This window comes from Ruegeria sp. THAF57, assembly GCF_903914075.1.
In the GTDB taxonomy this organism is placed as follows: Bacteria; Pseudomonadota; Alphaproteobacteria; order Rhodobacterales; family Rhodobacteraceae; genus Ruegeria.
Genome location: NZ_CAIWNQ010000010.1, coordinates 54,048 through 71,125 on the forward strand (window position 1 = coordinate 54,048; position 17,078 = coordinate 71,125).

Annotated in this window: 15 protein-coding genes and 4 pseudogenes; 3 read left to right on the forward strand and 16 right to left on the reverse strand. The window is 56.3% G+C overall.

Annotated features, from left to right (window positions below; all coding sequences use genetic code 11):
• Window positions 1–84: 84 nt before the first annotated feature.
• Window positions 85–975: a LysR family transcriptional regulator gene (locus tag RUESEDTHA_RS18920; RefSeq protein WP_180888227.1), complete on the forward strand. Its 891-nt coding sequence runs from the start codon at window positions 85–87 to the stop codon at window positions 973–975.
• On the opposite strand, the gene RUESEDTHA_RS18925 is transcribed toward RUESEDTHA_RS18920, so the two are convergent.
• From RUESEDTHA_RS18925 to acs, 6 genes and pseudogenes are all read right to left on the reverse strand, one after another.
• Window positions 948–2,030, reverse strand: a complete 1,083-nt coding sequence (locus RUESEDTHA_RS18925) for a helix-turn-helix domain-containing protein (RefSeq protein WP_180888228.1) — start codon at window positions 2,028–2,030, stop codon at window positions 948–950. The two genes, RUESEDTHA_RS18920 and RUESEDTHA_RS18925, sit on opposite strands and share 28 nt — an antisense overlap.
• 268 nt (window positions 2,031–2,298) lie before the next feature.
• Window positions 2,299–2,929, reverse strand: a pseudogene (locus RUESEDTHA_RS18930) (IS6 family transposase).
• 273 nt (window positions 2,930–3,202) lie between these two features.
• Window positions 3,203–3,688: pseudogene (locus tag RUESEDTHA_RS18935) on the reverse strand (transposase); the annotation flags it as partial.
• A gap of 124 nt (window positions 3,689–3,812) precedes the next feature.
• A pseudogene (locus RUESEDTHA_RS18940) lies at window positions 3,813–4,172 on the reverse strand (Lin0512 family protein).
• Entirely contained in the window at window positions 4,169–4,480 is a 312-nt protein-coding gene (locus RUESEDTHA_RS18945; protein ID WP_180888229.1) for a Lin0512 family protein, read from the reverse strand. Before RUESEDTHA_RS18945 ends, RUESEDTHA_RS18940 begins: the two are co-directional and overlap by 4 nt.
• Complete coding sequence (acs, locus tag RUESEDTHA_RS18950; protein WP_180888230.1) at window positions 4,470–6,470, reverse strand: acetate--CoA ligase; 2,001 nt, start codon at window positions 6,468–6,470, stop codon at window positions 4,470–4,472. Before acs ends, RUESEDTHA_RS18945 begins: the two co-directional genes overlap by 11 nt.
• A 184-nt stretch (window positions 6,471–6,654) precedes the next feature.
• On the opposite strand from acs, the gene RUESEDTHA_RS18960 reads away from it, so the two are divergent.
• Window positions 6,655–7,275 (forward strand): hypothetical protein, encoded by a 621-nt coding sequence (locus tag RUESEDTHA_RS18960; protein WP_180888231.1) that lies wholly within the window; start codon window positions 6,655–6,657, stop codon window positions 7,273–7,275.
• Window positions 7,276–7,545: 270 nt separating this feature from the next.
• On the opposite strand, the gene RUESEDTHA_RS18965 is transcribed toward RUESEDTHA_RS18960, so the two are convergent.
• The 9 genes from RUESEDTHA_RS18965 to RUESEDTHA_RS19005 form a co-directional block, all read right to left on the reverse strand.
• Window positions 7,546–8,826 carry a TRAP transporter large permease gene (locus tag RUESEDTHA_RS18965; protein ID WP_180888232.1) on the reverse strand — a complete coding sequence of 427 codons (1,281 nt, stop codon included), beginning with the start codon at window positions 8,824–8,826 and terminating at the stop codon, window positions 7,546–7,548.
• Entirely contained in the window at window positions 8,817–9,353 is a 537-nt protein-coding gene (locus tag RUESEDTHA_RS18970) for a TRAP transporter small permease (protein WP_180888233.1), read from the reverse strand. Before RUESEDTHA_RS18970 ends, RUESEDTHA_RS18965 begins: the two co-directional genes overlap by 10 nt.
• Before the next feature lie 59 nt (window positions 9,354–9,412).
• Window positions 9,413–10,387 carry a sialic acid TRAP transporter substrate-binding protein SiaP gene (locus tag RUESEDTHA_RS18975; RefSeq protein WP_180888234.1) on the reverse strand — a complete coding sequence of 325 codons (975 nt, stop codon included), beginning with the start codon at window positions 10,385–10,387 and terminating at the stop codon, window positions 9,413–9,415.
• Between the two features lie 66 nt (window positions 10,388–10,453).
• A complete protein-coding gene (locus tag RUESEDTHA_RS18980; protein WP_180888235.1) occupies window positions 10,454–11,743 on the reverse strand; it encodes an L-fuconate dehydratase in 1,290 nt (429 codons plus the stop codon).
• On the reverse strand, window positions 11,740–12,585 hold the full coding sequence (locus RUESEDTHA_RS18985; RefSeq protein WP_180888236.1) for a fumarylacetoacetate hydrolase family protein: 846 nt from the start codon (window positions 12,583–12,585) through the stop codon (window positions 11,740–11,742). The genes RUESEDTHA_RS18980 and RUESEDTHA_RS18985 overlap by 4 nt, the downstream gene beginning before the upstream one ends.
• 15 nt (window positions 12,586–12,600) lie before the next feature.
• A complete protein-coding gene (locus tag RUESEDTHA_RS18990; RefSeq protein WP_180888237.1) occupies window positions 12,601–13,350 on the reverse strand; it encodes an SDR family oxidoreductase in 750 nt (249 codons plus the stop codon).
• Between the two features lie 7 nt (window positions 13,351–13,357).
• Window positions 13,358–13,687: an L-rhamnose mutarotase gene (locus RUESEDTHA_RS18995; RefSeq protein WP_180888238.1), complete on the reverse strand. Its 330-nt coding sequence runs from the start codon at window positions 13,685–13,687 to the stop codon at window positions 13,358–13,360.
• Window positions 13,687–14,796 (reverse strand): mandelate racemase/muconate lactonizing enzyme family protein, encoded by a 1,110-nt coding sequence (locus tag RUESEDTHA_RS19000; RefSeq protein WP_180888239.1) that lies wholly within the window; start codon window positions 14,794–14,796, stop codon window positions 13,687–13,689. The genes RUESEDTHA_RS18995 and RUESEDTHA_RS19000 overlap by 1 nt, the downstream gene beginning before the upstream one ends.
• A 6-nt stretch (window positions 14,797–14,802) precedes the next feature.
• Window positions 14,803–15,084 (reverse strand): hypothetical protein, encoded by a 282-nt coding sequence (locus RUESEDTHA_RS19005; RefSeq protein WP_180888240.1) that lies wholly within the window; start codon window positions 15,082–15,084, stop codon window positions 14,803–14,805.
• 166 nt (window positions 15,085–15,250) lie between these two features.
• Here RUESEDTHA_RS19005 and RUESEDTHA_RS19010 point away from each other — a divergent pair, with 166 nt between their 5' ends.
• A complete protein-coding gene (locus RUESEDTHA_RS19010; protein ID WP_180888241.1) occupies window positions 15,251–16,033 on the forward strand; it encodes an IclR family transcriptional regulator in 783 nt (260 codons plus the stop codon).
• A 103-nt stretch (window positions 16,034–16,136) separates the two neighbouring features.
• Here RUESEDTHA_RS19010 and RUESEDTHA_RS19015 read toward each other — a convergent pair.
• Window positions 16,137–16,721: pseudogene (locus tag RUESEDTHA_RS19015) on the reverse strand (acetyl-coenzyme A synthetase); the annotation flags it as partial.
• Window positions 16,722–17,078 lie beyond the last annotated feature (357 nt).

Here is a 17,078-nt window from a genome sequence, read left to right on the forward strand (position 1 = left end):
ATTGGTAGAGGATAAGGCAGGGCTCAAATTTCACAGAACGCGATCTCTTGCCTGTCAGGCTAAGTTCAGCTTAGCCTATGTCGCATGGCGACCCGTATCCCGTCCCTGAATTGGTTGCGCGTGTTTGAGGCGGCCGCACGAACCGAGAGCTTCTCTCGCGCAGCCGCGCAATTGAACATGTCGGCCGCAGCCGTCAGCCAGCAGGTCAAGGCGCTGGAAACGCAGCTTGGGACACCCTTGTTCCGCCGTCACGCGCATTCCGTCACCCTGACCGAAGCTGGTCGCGCTTATTTGCCGTCGGTTCAGCAATCGCTTTTGATGCTTGAAACTGCGACGACCGGACTGTTTGGGGAAACAAGGGAACAACGGCTTTACGTTCAGTCCGTGTTGCTGTTCGCGCATGGGGTTCTGGCGGCAGGGTTGCCGGACTTCCATGCATCATATCCGCAGATCAACTTGTCACTGACCACCGGAAACGTGATCTCTGACTTTGCTAACCGGTTTACCGACCTTCAGGTTGTTTTTGGAAACCCGTCCCTATTTGGAACCGAAGGGGATGAATTGCTTCGCGAACATCTTTACCCAGTTGCGCCCCCGGACGTGGCGGCCCAGATAAATCAGCCTCAAGACCTGCTCAGGTTTACTCTGATTGAGGTGTCTACGCACCGCGCAAGCTGGCCACACCTTTTCGAAGCTCTTCGGTTACCAGCAGGGCAAGCCCGGTACTTCTTCGCTGATAATTCAATAATGGCCGCAGAACTGTCCGCCAGCGGAGGCGGCATCGCGCTGGCCCGCACCCCGGCGTCAGATCGGATCATGTCGTTGTCTGGTCTGGTGCCATGTCTGGACGGGGTCACAGTCCCAGGCCAAGAGGCGTATCACCTGATATACCAGTCACACGCAGCCCTGCGGCCTTCGGCCCGCGCTTTTCGCGATTGGATCATGGACTACAGCGCAGCCGTCCAGACCCTATAACGTCCCTGCCCCGTCACTTCGCGGATCAAACCCCGATCTGTAAAGCGATCTATGTTGCGCTGAACCGCCGCACGAGAGGCTTGCGTCAACTCTTGTGCCAAAGGCGCTGAAACCATGGGCCATGACCTGAGAACATCAATCAACAAGGGCGGCGTGCGCCCGCTCAGGTCGTGGATGGCGTCACGGGCACGGTCCTCCCACGCGTTCACGCGATCAAGGTGCAATAGTCCAGCCAGAACCGCCTGCCCTGCCCCCTTGATCCACGCCGACAGCTTTTCATCCGTCGCCCCCACCCCGCGCAAGGCTCCGGGCCCAGACAGCGCCAGCGGCATGAACATCGCTCCGCCCCGGCCCATAGTCGCGCCAAGCCGGGCGGCGATGATTGCGGCTTCGGTGTCCTGCCCAACCCTTTCAGACAGCGCTCGCCAAGCATGAAACCCGATTGCAGCCTGCGTGACCGGATGCAGGCCCTCGGCGTTCTCCATCACTTCAGCCAGATCGGCAACCGCTTCTGGAACCTCCTCGATTCCCTGAGCCAGTCGATCCAGAAACGCCGTCAGACCCAAGGCCCATCCCCCTTCCGACGGACCCGCCCCCGAGGTCAATCGGCGGACAGCCCAACCTGCACGAAACAGCGCCTGCACATCTTCTCCGGTCGCCCCAATGCGCAAACCCGTCCATAAAGCCAGCCGATCGACGCCGATGCGATCACCGGTCCACCAACCCAAATCTGAGACATCCATAAGGGCCAACCGATGAGTCCATCCCTTGGGTCCGGCCCTAAGACGCTCATCCAATGCGCCGAACGTGGCAGCCAGATCGGCCAGTTCGTAGGAAAGCTCGGCCTGCGCCGCCCGCCAATCGCGTGGATCGAACAGCAGGCGACGATCTGCCCTTGGCCCCGGTAGCAGGAAATCTTCTTCCACCTCTCCGTCACCGTCGTCAGGCAGAAACCAAAGGTCATCCTCTTCCGACGGGTCGGCATCATAGATGCTTGGAGGCCCGAGCGCTGTGTCGTCCTCATCTTGGTCCGGCCTGACAGGGTCTGATGTCATGTCCGCTATACTTCTGGTATTTGCAGTCCTTCACAAGGCGTTTTCGAACACCAAGAAAGATCAGCTTTTGTATGACTGGGAGTAAAGTTCTAGCAGACATTAAAAATTGGTCTGTTTATCAGTGATAATCGGCATAAACCCACGCCGTTTCCACGATCAGGCGGGGATCTGTTGCAAAGTGTCTTATTGACCGAAGAGTCTGCACCGAACCCGCGGCTCATTCCGCCAGTTCTGCGAATTGACGAAACGAACAGATTCCGGACATAATCTAACCTTTACGGATCATATGCGCCACTTTGAACCCGTCAAGTCTAGCCGCCGCTATGGCGAAGGACTTGAACCCTATCATCGGCCGAGTTCGTCTCTTAATAAAGCAATGGTCCTATTTCACGACGTTATTCAGATACTTCCGCCTAACCATTTCGATAGTGATCGGGCAGCCTAAGCCCTTCAGCATCTTGTTTTTTTAACTTTGATGCCAGCCGTACTCGCTCCGCTTTTGTCCATGATGATCTTTCTCGGAAGGCCGTTGGCCTCCAGCTTCCACGCGAAGAATTTGGTAGCGGCGAGTTCGCTTTGACACTGTGAAAACATGAAGCCCAGTGCCTTGCCGTGGGAGTCAACGGCTCGATTGAGACAAACCCATGCTACTTTCACCTTGATGTATGTATCGTCCAATCTCTAGGAACGGTCGGACGGTCCCTTTCGCCTCCGCGCGACATCGGCGATTGAACTAGCGTATTTTGTCACCCAACAGTTCAGCATCGTTGATCTGCCGCAGCGCCAACCTCGGGCATGATATCTTCGAGGTCATGGTACTACAAACCGTATCGAAAATAGAAGAACACAGCAAAGAAAATCGCATTCTTGGGATATTGTGCGCCTTTGAAGGAGATCATGAACTGGCTTTCGATTAGTTGGGACCGAAAGCCATTCACGCGCTAGGGTCCGGACCAATTGATTTCCGCGTTGCGGCGTGTTTCATGGTTCGAAAACTGAGCGGTGAACTTGCTTGATCTCTTCAGGCTGATGGACGCGCAGATAACGCATCTGGGGCCCTTCTTCCCGAAGTCTTACGACAACCCGCTACGAATGGTTCCCGAAGACCTTCCTCTCAGCCATCGCCCTTGCAGCAGTCGTAATCTAACCGCTATAAGTCCTGACCCTAGTTGTGCACGTCCAAGACACTTGCATGCCCTCACAGTTTCGTTTCGCGCGCCGTAATTGGTTTCCAAAGTTGGGTTTTATTACGCAGTGGGATAATGACGGCGGCTCCCCTTTTGGCGATCACTACGTGACATCTGCGTGTGTTGTACGCCCCAACAACGATCATGTTGGCAATCTCTTGGTCGGATTGGATCTGGTCCAGAAGATCGGGCAGCATAGGTACGTCGACGAAGTTACTTTTCGTGAGTGTTCCTTCGTTCAAACCGAGGTGAAACTTACGCCACAGGCGCTTCTTTGAGCCTCCATGCTTGCGGGCGTTCCGTTCTCGTTCGCCTTCATCTTTGATCCCGGTCGCGTCGATCAACAGATGGAGCCGCTTGCCAGGGCATCTCAGTATCAATCCAGATCGATAGCGAACCGCGCTGTTTCAGTGCTGTGTTGTACGAAGGACAGTTCCTGGTCTTGTAGTTCGTAGGGGACCAACTACTTATGCCGTATTGCTACCCCACTGGATTCAAACAGTGAATCCCTCATACGATCTGTACAACTGGCCGTGCCTGGTAGGTCGCTGGCGTTGGCCGTTCCGAATATTTGCGACACATCCGTCAGGATCGCTCAACTGTCTGAGAGTACGAACCCATGGCCTGCAGTGTCTAACCAGGCTTTCACGGCGACTGCAGCGAGCGTGATATCTTCGGCGCCGCCCATTCCTTTGTCGTCCAACCCGCCCTTGACAACCGTCACGCGCACATCACCAAAAGGAAGAGCCGCTGCTACGGCGTCTTTGTCCACTTTGTCCGGTTCTGGTACGCCAACGGTGACATCGACACGCATCTCTGACGGGTGTTTGTAGCTTTAGAAGATCGTTAGCGAGCTATGTCGGATGGCATCAGAAACACCGCGCAGTGCGGTTTTGGTGTAGTCATGGCCATGAACATCCGCGCCCATGCCAAGTTCACAAATCAAAGGTTTCATGACTGCATCTCCACATTATAGGAAACGGTAACGATTGCATTGGCAATCAGTGTTTTATGGCCCATCATGTTCACTTCCAGCCCGCCTTTGACTGCTTCGGCTGAAACCACTCCTACCGGGGCTTCAGCCTTGACCACGTCCAGATCAACGGCGTCCGGATCGGTGACGCCCACGCGAATATCAACGATCATTGCGTCTAGCGGCAGATCAAAAGCCATGCCTGCGACAAGGAAATTCCGGTGCAGCGCATCGTGTACGACCCGGGCCGCAGCCTTGGTGTGATTATGTCCTTTGAGATCAGTGCCCATACCCATTTGCACGGCAAATTGCGTCTATGGCATTTTCGCCTCCTTTCCTGTTCATGCGATTTTCGATCAGATCATCAACGACGGCCGGCTCTGCGAGTGTTGAAGTATCGCCAAGCGATCCGTAGTCATTTTCTGCAATCTTACGAAGAACGCGCCGCATAATTTTATCCGAACGGGTTTTGGGCAGACCTGGCGCCCACTGGATTAGGTCGGGTTTCGCGATCGGGCCAATTTCCTTTCTGACCCAATCCAACAGCTCGCTGCGCAATTCATCGGTGTAGGCTTCTCCAGTCATGAGCGTGACATATGCGTAGATGCCTTGTCCTTGGATATTGTGAGGGTAGCCGACCACAGCCGCTTCCGACACTTTGGCGTGGGCCACCAATGCGCTTTCCACTTCGGCAGTACCCATCCGATGCCCGGACACATTGATCACATCGTCGACGCGACCTTTGTTCCAGTAATACCCATCCGCATCCCGACGGCATCCGTCGCCGGTAAAGTAGTATCCTTTGTAGTCGGAAAAATACGTCTTCACGAAGCGGTCGTGATCGCCCCAACAGGTGCGCATCTGCGCAGGCCAGCTATCCTTGATGCATAGAACCCCTTCCGCTTCCCTGCGCGTGATTTCTTCCCCCGTTTGCGGATCGAGGATCACCGGTTCGACGCCGAAGAAGGGCGTTGTGGCTGAACCAGGCTTGGTCGCTGTGGCACCAGGTAAAGGTGTCAAAATATGCCCGCCAGTTTCGGTTTGCCACCAGGTGTCGACAATCGGCGCGTTGCCCTTACCGACAACTTCGTTGTACCAATTCCAGGCTTCGGGATTGATTGGCTCGCCCACGGTGCCCAATACCTTAATTGCGGACAAGTCAAACTTGGTGACGAACTCATCGCCCTGTCCCATCAACGCACGGATCGCCGTTGGTGCGGTATAGAACTGGTTCACCTTGTATTTCTCGCACACAGCCCAGAATAGGCCTGCGTCAGGATAAGTTGGCACACCTTCGAACATAAGCGTCGTCGCGCCATTGGCGAGCGGACCATAAATTATATAGCTGTGGCCCGTGACCCAGCCTACATCCGCCGTGCACCAAAAGACATCACCATCATGGTAGTCGAACGTATATTGGTGCGTTATCGACGCGTAGACGATATAGCCGCCCGTTGTGTGGACCACACCCTTAGGCTGACCGGTCGAACCGGAGGTGTAGAGGATGAACAGCGGGTCTTCCGCATTCATCTCTACGGGCGCGCAGATGTCTGACGCCTCAAGCCGCATCTCGTTATAGTCAAAGTCGCGTCCATTGACCCATGTGATCTGGCCCCCGGTTCGCTTTACAACAAGGCACTTGCAATCTTGAATAACATGGTTGAGGGCATGATCGGCATTGGTCTTAAGTGCTGTTTTGAGACCACCCCTAGGTGCCTCATCCGCTGTGACGACCAGTTTTGCGTCGCAGCCATTGATCCGGGCTGCCAATGCATCCGGAGAGAAACCTGCAAACACAATCGAATGGATTGCGCCGATCCGGGTGCAGGCAAGCATTGCATAGGCTGCTTCCGGGATCATCGGCAAATAAAGCACAACACGGTCGCCCCGCCGGATGCCGATCTCCTCCATGATATTTGCCATGCGGCAGGTTTCGGCGTGCAGTTCCCGATAGCTGATGTGTTTCGCTGCCTCACAGGGATCGTCGGGCTCCCAAATGATAGCCGTTTGATCACCGCGTGTTTCAATATGTCGGTCGATGCAATTGGCACTGACGTTCAAGGTGCCATCCTCAAACCACTTTATAGACACGTCCGGGTGCCCATAGGAAACGTCTTTGACCTTTGAATAGGGTTTGATCCAGTCGATGCGTTTGCCGTGCTCGGCCCAGAAATTTTCTGGATCAGAAGTGGAGGCTCTGTACATGGCATCATAAGTTGCCTTGTCCGCGTGCGCATTGGCGGCAAAACTAGGGCACGGTTCGAATAGGTCTTTAGACATAGTTTTTCCTATTTTGGGCCAGCGACTCTATTATTTTGGCGAGCGATCTTGAGCTGTGCGAAATCTTCCTCTGCGTGATAGCTTGATCTTGTTAGCGGACTGGAGGAGACCATGGCGAACCCCTTTGACTCTGCCATGCGTTCCAACGCCTTGAATTCATCTGGCGTTACCTCAGGCGCAGGGTGTGCCCGAGCTCATTATCCGGGAGAACGCAGATGGCAAATTGCGTGCAGAGCTGAACGAAGCCGCATTGCCCAAGGTGCTAACGGATGATGGGCTTTTCTCTGCAACGTTGAAGGCAGAAACCGACGGGCATGCTCAAAGCTACTACAGGGATTGTTACCGGGGTGCCGCGAATATGGTGCGGGCAATGCAGAAACGCGCCAACACACTTCTTGAAACCGGGAATGCAATTGTTCGCCGGCAAGAGAAGTTCGTTAGAACAGGGCGTGATCGGAACAAAGTTCCGCTGACCATCGAACAGCTTGCGTCCGAGGTTGGAGTAAATAAGAGCACGGTCAGTCGTGCTTTGAAATCGTGTAGCATAATGACCGATCTCGGCACATTCCCTGCTCGGCAATTTCTGGCGCGTGGTGTTTCACCAGATCATGACGGTGAGAGAACACGCGAGCAGGCGCTCCGTCGATTGTCTATTTTAGTCAAATCAGAGAATGCAAAAAAGCCGAACTCAGACCAGCAGCTTATGCGTCAGTTGGAAACAGCGGGATTCACGGTGTCTCGTCGGACCGTCGCGAAATACAGAAAGCTGCTCGGAATTCCGGGAGTTCATCACCGTAGAAGATAGCAGGGCCAAACTGTCCATCTTGAGCTACCCCCTGAATTTCGGACACTGACGTAAGCTACGATTTGTTGTCAGCTGATCTTCGTAGAAGAGAAGTCGAAATATCCAATTCCGGCTTCCCGCGCGGCATTCAGAACGTCCCGCACGTCCGCATCCGAGGATTCCCAAAAAAGGCTCCGATACTGGCACACCCAAACGACGGCTCGGTCACTTTGAGGTCAGTATTGCCGACGTGGTTGGTTTTCATTTTGTTTCCAAGAAAAGCACCCGACATTAAGATCCATAGAGTTTTTCGGGCAGCCAGAGTACCAGTTCTGGAACAAAGGTCAGCAACAGCAGGACACCCAAGAGTGGTACCAAGAACGGCAGTGTTGCGCGCACGCATTGTTCGAATGGAACTTTCGAGACACGCGAAAGCACGAACAGAACCATACCGACAGGTGGTGTCAGCAGGCCCAGCATCAGGTTCAGGATGACGATAATGCCCAGATGCACGGGGTCGATGCCAAACTGCGCGGCCACCGGCATCAGCACCGGGACAAGGATCGAAATCGCGGCGATGGTCTCCATGAACAGGCCGACAATCAGAACGACGGCCATGATCAGCAAAAGGACAACGGCCTTACTGTCGGTGAAGGACAGCACGAATTCGGCAAAATGCGCCGCGACCTGATTGGCAGTCAGAATCCAGGCAAAGACCGAAGCTGCGCCGACAATCATCATGATCGCCGCCGTTGTTTCAATGGTTTCCAAAGAAATCACGGCCAATTTTCGAACGGTTAGCGTGCGATACACGACGGTGCCCAGGATCAGCGCATAGGCTGCCGCGCCGATAGCCGCTTCGGTCGGGGTAAAGGCCCCCGAGACGATGCCGCCTACGATGATGACCGGGGTCATCAGCGGCAGGAAGGCCGCCTTGAACCGGGTGGCGATGACCGAGGGGCTGAAGTTCACATCGCGCGGATAGTTCCGCGTGCGCGACATCCACCAAATCATGACCGACAGAGACAATGCCATCAGAAGACCCGGCACAATCCCTGCGACAAACAGCTTGCCGATCGAAACCGAGGCCATGACGCCAAAAATCACCAAAGGCAGAGACGGCGGAATGATGGGCCCGATGGTGGACGATGCCGCTGTCACTCCGACGCTGAAATCATCATCATAGCCCGCTTCGCGCATGGCCTTGATTTCAATCGCGCCAAGGCCCCCGGCATCAGCAACCGCAGCACCCGACATGCCGGCAAAGATGATGCTGGCGCCGACATTCACATGACCCAGACCGCCATGCATCCATCCGACGATGGCGCGGGCAAAGCCGAAGATGCGGGCGGTGATCCCTGCCGAGTTCATCAGTGCTCCGGCCAGAATGAAGAAGGGTATCGCCAACAGCGGGAAGCTGTCCATTCCGTTGACCATGTTGTGCATCAGTAGCACCGGCGGCAACCCTGAATAAAGGATGTAGGCAAAGGATGACAGCGCCAGCGAAAACGCAATCGGCACGCGCATAAGCATCAGGCCGAACAGGGATACGAAAAGAATGATCAGGCCCATTTGTCGACGCCTTTCTTCAGTTGCTTCACGCGCGCGACGATCTGATAGGTTACGACCCCCAGATTTCCGACGGCCAGTATCATGACCGCGACGTGCAGGTAATATTTCGGGAAAGGCAGCGACACCATTTGCTGGAATGAGGTGCGCTGTATCAGTTCCCAGGCCGACCAGATAATGACGGCGAACAGAACGAAGGTCGCAGCCAACGCAAAGACATGTACCCAACTCAGCAAGCGGCCATAGTATTTATCGACGAATTCCAGAACGATATGGCTGCCGACAGCCTGACACCGGATCGCGCCGGCAAAACCCAGAAGGATCAGGAGATACCGCGCTGCCTCTTCGGTCCAAGCGATGGAATCGTTCAGCACATAGCGGGTGAAGAACTGCAGAAAGACCACTCCGAACAACGCACCGAACAGCGCCAGCAGGCCATAGTCTGCAACGGTGATACGATAGTTCCGAAAATGCGCGTCATCTTCGGCGGCAAGGGCGTCAAAATCTATTTCAGGCGGGGCATCGGACATCAGAACATTCCTCGTTCTTGAATGCCGGACCCAGAGCAAACCGGGTCCGGCGCAGCGTATTATTCCTGGATCGCCTGCAGACGTTCGAAGGTCTCAGCATCCCAAGGCACGGTGTCACCGCTCAGCAAAGGTGCAACCGCTGCCATAAATGGCGCGCGATCTACCTCGTTCACGTTCACGCCCTGCTCGCGGAACCAATCGGCCAGTTCGGCCTCGGATTGCACGATTTCGTCCGATGTGGCCGATGCGGCCTCGGCCAGCGCATCAATCAGCGCCTGACCATCGTCACCCATCTTCGCCAACGTCACCGGCGAGACCACAACGGCCAGCGAGTTGGTGATGTGACCGGTCAGGTTGATGTTCGACTGCACCTCGTAGAACTTCTTGAACTGGATGGTAGGCAGAGGGTTTTCCTGCGCGTCCACAACACCTTGCTGCAGGGCCAGATATACTTCGGCAAAGGCCATGGGTGTCGGGTTCGCTCCGGTCGCCTCGGGGAACATCTGGTAAGCAGGCGCATTCGGCGTACGGATCTTCAGACCTTCCATGTCCCCGGGCTCAAGGATCGGCTTATTCGAGGTGACGTGGCGCGCGCCATAATAGGTCATTGTCGCAATCGTGTTGCCCGAGACGTTCTTGTATTCACCGGCCATCTCATCGAACAGGTCCGAGTTCACATAGGCTTTCCAGTGATCATAAGACCGCATGGTGAACGGATAGTCCGAGATGCTGATCGGGCCGTAGGACTGGCCCAGGAAGGCAACGCCGGTATAGATCGCGTCGACGGTACCCAGCGACAGCGCCTCATTCAGCGCGGCCTCTTTGCCCAACTGCGAAGCCGGGAAGACCTCCATCTTGTAGCGGCCGTCGGTCTTTTCCTCGAGCAGCTCGGCCGCTTTCACAGCGGCGGCGTGGTACGGCGTCGAGGCCTCATACACGTGGCCAAAACGCAGGGTTTCCTGTGCCAAGCCAGCCGTCGCGCCAAATGCGACAATACAAGCAGCCCCAAAGGCCGATTTACCAAAGTTGAACATGTTCTTCTCCTCCATGTTTTCAGATAGATGCCCGCCGGTTTCTTCCCCCGGTCGAGCTTTCGGGGGTTATTCCGCGGCCAGTTTGGGCTGGAAACGGAAATCTCTGAGTGTTTCGGGTTTGATCTCGATGGAAAATCCCGGCTGCGTCGGCGCCATATAAGCCCCGTTCTTAACCACGCAGGGGTCGACGAAATGCTCATGCAGATGGTCGACGAACTCGATCCTCTTGCTGTCCTTCTCGCCCGAGATCGCGATGTAGTCGATCATCGACATGTGCTGAACGTATTCGCACAGGCCCACACCGCCTGCATGGGGCCAAACCGGCAAGTCGAATTTCGCCGCCATCAGCATGACCGCCAGTACCTCGTTCAATCCACCCATCCGGCAACTGTCGATCTGAACGATGTCTATCGCGCCTTCCTTGATGAACTGCTTGAAGATGATCCGGTTCTGACACATCTCGCCAGTGGCCACCTTGACCGGAGCGACCCCTTCGCGGATCGCCCTATGGCCGAACACATCGTCGGGGCTGGTGGGTTCTTCGATGAAGAAGGGGCGTGCAAAGGACAGGGCCTTAACCCAATCCACCGCCTGATCAACCTCCCAGACCTGATTGGCGTCGATCATGATGTTCATGTCTTCGCCCAGCACATCACGCGCTATGGTCAGGCGACGGATATCGTCGTCCAGATCCCGGCCCACTTTGAACTTGGTATGGGTAAAGCCAGCCTCCTTGGCCTCACGGCAGAGGCGGCGCAGCTTGTCGTCGGAATAGCCCAGCCAACCCGCCGAAGTGGTATAGCAAGGATAGCCCTCGGCCTTCAGCTTTGCGACACGTTCCTGTTTGCCGAGCTCGGCGGCGCGCAGCAGCGCCAGCGCTTCATCCGGCGTGATTGCATCGGTCAGGTAACGGAAATCGATCAGGCGCACGATCTCTTCCGGGCTCATCTCGCCAACCAGTTGCCAGACGGGCTTGCCCGCCTCTTTCGCCCACAGATCCCACGCCGCGTTCACGACCGCGCCGGTGGCCAGATGAATCGCGCCTTTGTCGGGACCAATCCAGCGCAGCTGGCTATCGCCCGTGATGTGGCGCCAGAACCGGCCCATATCCTCGGTGATCCAGTCCAACTCTAGTCCGACAACCAGTGCGCCAAGCGCCTCGATAGCCGCGACGCAGATTTCATTACCGCGTCCGATGGTGAAGGTCAGGCCGTGGCCCTCATGCGCGCCGTCAGTTTCCAGCACCACATAGGCGGCAGAGTAGTCGGGGTCGGGGTTCATGGCATCCGACCCGTCCAGACTGTCCGAGGTCGGAAAGCGCAAGTCTTCGGTGCGAATGCCAGTGATACGGGTCATTTGCTTGACTCCACGGTTTGGCGCTGGACACCCAACCCTTTGATCCCCAGCTCCATGGTGTCGCCGGGTTTCAGATAGGTCTGCGGGTCCTGCCCCATACCCACGCCCGGAGGCGTTCCGGTCGAGATCACATCGCCGGGCTGCAGTGACATGAACTGCGACAGATGTGAGATCACGGTGGCGACATCGAAATGCATGGTTTTAGTTGAGCCGTCCTGATACCGGTGGCCGTTCACTTCAAGATACATCGGCAGATTCTGAGGGTCCGGCACCTCATCCCGTGTCACCAGCCAGGGGCCGATGGGGCCGAACGTGTCAGCGGACTTACCCTTGACCCACTGGCCCGAGCGATGCAGTTGAAAGTCGCGTTCACTGAGGTCATTGATTACGCAGTAGCCCGCCACATGGTCCAGCGCGTCCTCGACCGAGACATATTTGGTGTGCTTGCCGATGACGACGCCCAGCTCGACCTCCCAATCGGTCTTGACCGAGTTACGTGGGATTTCCACTGTGTCATCGGGGCCCATGATGGCCGAGGTTGCTTTGAAGAAGATCACCGGTTCTTCGGGCAGCGCCATGCCGGATTCAGCGGCGTGGTCGGCATAGTTCAGACCAATGCAAATGAACTTGCCCACCTGCCCGACGCAAGCGCCGATACGCGGCGCGCCTTCGACCACGGGAAGCGCATTCACATCCAACGCCCGCAGGGCATCAAGCCCGGCATCCGACAGCGCCTCGCCCGCAATATCGCTGACTTTGCCAGACAAATCGCGGATCGCACCGCTTTCATCCATCAGACCGGGTTTTTCTTGTCCAATCGGACCGTATCGCAGCAGTTTCATCTCAAATCTCCCTGATCAAACGGTCCAACCGCCATCGATGGCGAAAGTCTGTCCGGTGGTGAATGCGGTCTCATCACTGCCCAGATACACGGCCAGTGCGGCGATCTCGTTGGCGTCGCCAATGCGGCCCATGGGCTGACGCTCGATGAAGTCGTTCATCGCCTGTTCATAGTCGCCGGTGGCGCGCAGGCGGTCATGCAGGCTGGGGCTGTCGACGGTGCCGGGGCAGATCGCGTTGCAGCGGACGCCCTGCGTGATGAAGTCGGCTGCGATGGACTTAGTCAGGCCAATCACAGCCGCTTTCGAGGCGCAATATGAGAAGCGGTTCGGCACGCCTTTCATCGACGAGGCAACCGAAGACATATTGATGATCGAGCCGCCGCCATTTTCCAGCATGCCGGGCAGAACCATCTTCGCCAGCCGATACATCGCCTTGACGTTCAGATCAAAGCTGAAATCCCACTGGTCATCGTCGCAATCCAGAATGGACCCGGCCCCAACGAACCCTGCGCAGTTGAACAAAACATCCAGCGCTCCGGCGGTTGCGACGACTTCAGCCACAGCGTCAGCATTGGTCACATCCAGCTTCAGTGCTGTCACGCCTTCGATCGCGGCCAGTTCGGCAAGCGTCGCATCATTGATATCGCAGGCAACCACCTGCGCGCCTTCGGCCACGTATTTTTCGACGCTGGCACGGCCGATGCCTTGCCCTGCGGCAGTTATCAGCGCTTTCTTTCCGGCCAGACGGCCCTGCGGTTTGGTCATGTCGTTCTCAATCCGTATGAAATACTTCAATCATGGGCGCCCATTTTTCGCCTTCGGCGCGGCTGGGCAGCGGGTTTTGGCAAGGGTTGGTGAAGGTCCACCATTCCTGCGTTCTGGGGTCTTGCGCCATCCGGGCCGTGTCCCCTTCGAAATCGGTGCCGTGATATTCCCGGTACCCAAACAGCAGGTTCTCGGGTTCACGCAAAAAGATCGTGTAGTTGCAGATGTTGTTTTCGGCGATCTGCGCCAGCACATCCGGCCAGACAACGGCGTGCGGACGCTTGTATTCACCCAGTATTTCGGGCTTCACCCCGATCACCATGCCCATACGTTGCATTATGCGCGCGCCCCGATCTCAATCGGGTTGGACTGGGCGGCGATAGCCTGCCAATCCCACGCGATGCCAAGCCCTGGCACATCTGACGGAATGGCAAACCCATCCTCGATGTGCATCGCCTGCGTGGTCACGCTGTCAAGCTGCGGGATGTATTCCAGCCACTTCGCATTTGGCACTGCGCAGACCAGTGGCAGGTGCAGTTCCATCAGGAAATGAGGGCAGACCATGACGTTATATGCCTCGGCCAGATGCGCCACTTTCAGCCACGGGGTAATGCCCCCGATCCGGGCCACGTCGACCTGCACAATGCTGGCCGCGCCCGCTTGCAGATAGTCCTTGAACTGGCTCAGTGAATACATGCTTTCGCCGACAGCAATCGGAACCGAAGTCCGGCGCGACAGTTCGGCATGACCTGCGACATCATCGGCGGGCAGAGGTTCCTCGAGCCAGCCGATATTATAGTCTTCCAAGACCTGCGCCCGACGGATTGCCTCGGACAGGGTAAAGCCCTGATTGCCGTCGGTCAGGATCTCATAACCTGGCCCAACGGCCTCGCGCACAGCGGCCAGACGGGCGGCATCTTCACTCAGATGCTCGCGCCCGATCTTGATCTTCGAGCCCCGGAAACCCTGCGCCTGCATCGCCAACGCGTCATCAACCAAGGCTTGTGTCTCCAGTTGCAACCAGCCACCCTCGGTCGAATAAAGCGGGATGCGATCCCGCGAACCACCTGCGGCTTTCCACAGCGGCAGCCCTTGTTTGCGGCAGCGCAAGTCCCAAAGTGCGGTATCAATTGCGGCCAATGCCAGCGAAGTGATCGCCCCCACCGCGGTCGCATGGGTCAGAAACAGCAAGTCGCGCCAGATGCCTTCGATCCGGTCCGCATCGCGCCCGATCAGGGCCGGCGCGAGGGTCTTTTCCAGCAGCGCCATCACCGACGGGCCACCGGTTCCGATGGTATAGCAATAGCCCACACCCTTCGCCCCGTCGCTATCGATCACGGTCACGATGGGCGTTTCCTGACTGACAAAGGACTGAATCGCATCGACCCGTTTGACTTTGGGGGTCAGGTCAATCATGCGCAGTTCGATATGGGCGATGGTGGCCACGGTCGCTTACCCCCTCAGCCCCTCGCCGGTGCCCGCGTCGAAGACGTGGCACTTGTTGATCTCAAAGTAGTTTTTTCTTCGAGATGATATCGACCTTGGCGCCTGTGGCTTCGTCCCACGCAGCGATGCGCTGCCATACAGGCCGCAATATTGTTGAACACCGATCAGCTTGGCTTCGACTACAGCCCCAGGGAACGACTCCCAATCTGATTCGGCGTGCACAGCACCTGTGGCCATGACGGCGCCGCTAGCACGCAATCCGCTGGTTTTTCTGGACGATTTCATCACGTGCTTCTCCCCCAAATTTAGCGTTTGGCGACTCTCCCATATCGCCAATATTCGCATGTAAAACATTTATTCATAAATAAATCAACATTGACTTTTGTGGCGCATTCAAGGCATTTTGCTCACGCATTCGCCCGCAAGCGCGAATTGGGAGGAATGAGAGGAATACGTGTCGGTAACTTCAACGAAATATCGTGCCCCTGCCCTTGAGAAGGGTTTGGACATCATCGAGTTGCTATCGCTGCATGCCGACGGGCTGGCGCAAGGTGACATTGCACGCGCTCTGGATCGGTCCCAAAGCGAAATCTATCGGATGCTGTCCACACTGGTGCAGCGTGGTTATGTGATCCGCTCGTCCGATGATGATCTTTATTCACTTAGCCTGAAAATGTTTGCGATTTCACAGACTTATCCGCCTGTAGAACGATTGCTTGAGTTAGCGGCGCCCAAAATGCGGGTCGTTACACGAAAAGCCTGGCAGTCTTGCCATATGGGGATGGAAAGCAACGGAGACATTGTAGTTGTCGCGTCGGTTGCGTCGCCCGGGAACTGGGGTTTGGCAATGCGGGCCGGGACCGTTATTGGGCTCGGGAACACTGGCACCGGGCGCGTTCTGGCAGCGTTTCGCAGTGACGCCGAGCTTGATGAACTGCTGGACAATCACAGGCTCGCACAGGGTGAGCCGGAACAGGACCCCGTTGAATTCAAGGAACATGTCGCCCGCATTCGTGAGTGCGGATATGAACGAATGCCGTCAGCTACAGCGGTTGGGGTGACAAATCTCTCCTATCCCGTGCTGGACCATGAAGGGCAGGCAATCAGCGTCGTGACCTGTCCTTTCCTGGAAAGGATCGATCAGCTTGAAGTTCCGGGTATCGAAGACGTGCATCAACTCTACAAATCACTGGCCGAAGAGTTGACCGATTTCTACACGGGCAAGTCGCAAGTCTGACGCGCCAACCTAACAGTCGCTTGTCACCACAGGTCCTACGCGATGGATCAGAACGCAAAACCGATGCTCAACACCCTTCAGCATTTCTGGCGCCGCTAACTCAAGCAATCTTGCGAAGAACGCGCCGCATAATTTTATCCGAACGGGTTTTGGGCAGACCTGGCGCCCACTGGATTAGGTCGGGTTTCGCGATCGGGCCAATTTCCTTTCTGACCCAATCCAACAGCTCGCTGCGCAATTCATCGGTGTAGGCTTCTCCAGTCATGAGCGTGACATATGCGTAGATGCCTTGTCCTTGGATATTGTGAGGGTAGCCGACCACAGCCGCTTCCGACACTTTGGCGTGGGCCACCAATGCGCTTTCCACTTCGGCAGTACCCATCCGATGCCCGGACACATTGATCACATCGTCGACGCGACCTTTGTTCCAGTAATACCCATCCGCATCCCGACGACATCCGTCGCCGGTAAAGTAGTATCCTTTGTAGTCGGAAAAATACGTCTTCACGAAGCGGTCGTGATCGCCCCAACAGGTGCGCATCTGCGCAGGCCAGCTATCCTTGATGCATAGAACCCCTTCCGCTTCCCTGCGCGTGATTTCTTCCCCCGTTTGCGGATCGAGGATCACCGGTTCGACGCCGAAGAAGGGCGTTGTGGCTGAACCAGGCTTGGTCGCTGTGGCACCAGGAGCTGCTTGGTTCCGGGCTTCTGTCTCATCTCCACTCCCTGGCGAATACGATGAGCCAGAAACCCTCTCTTATCAAATCGACCTAAGCTGTCCCAATGGTGCTGACTTCAGACAAGCGAGATAAGAAACAACACCCTCAATGTATTCGGAAAAAGTGCTTTTGATCGTTATGAACGTCCAAATCATCGGATCAACCGTTGCGCCAAAGCATTTTTGATGTACTTCATCCGGGCCATCAGCGAAACGAATGGAACGCGCGTATGCCAATTCTGCCCTAAGCATTTAGCTTGCGACAAACCAGCCACGCCATGAATCTGTATCGCGCGGTCGATCACCATTTACGCCTGTTGATGACAT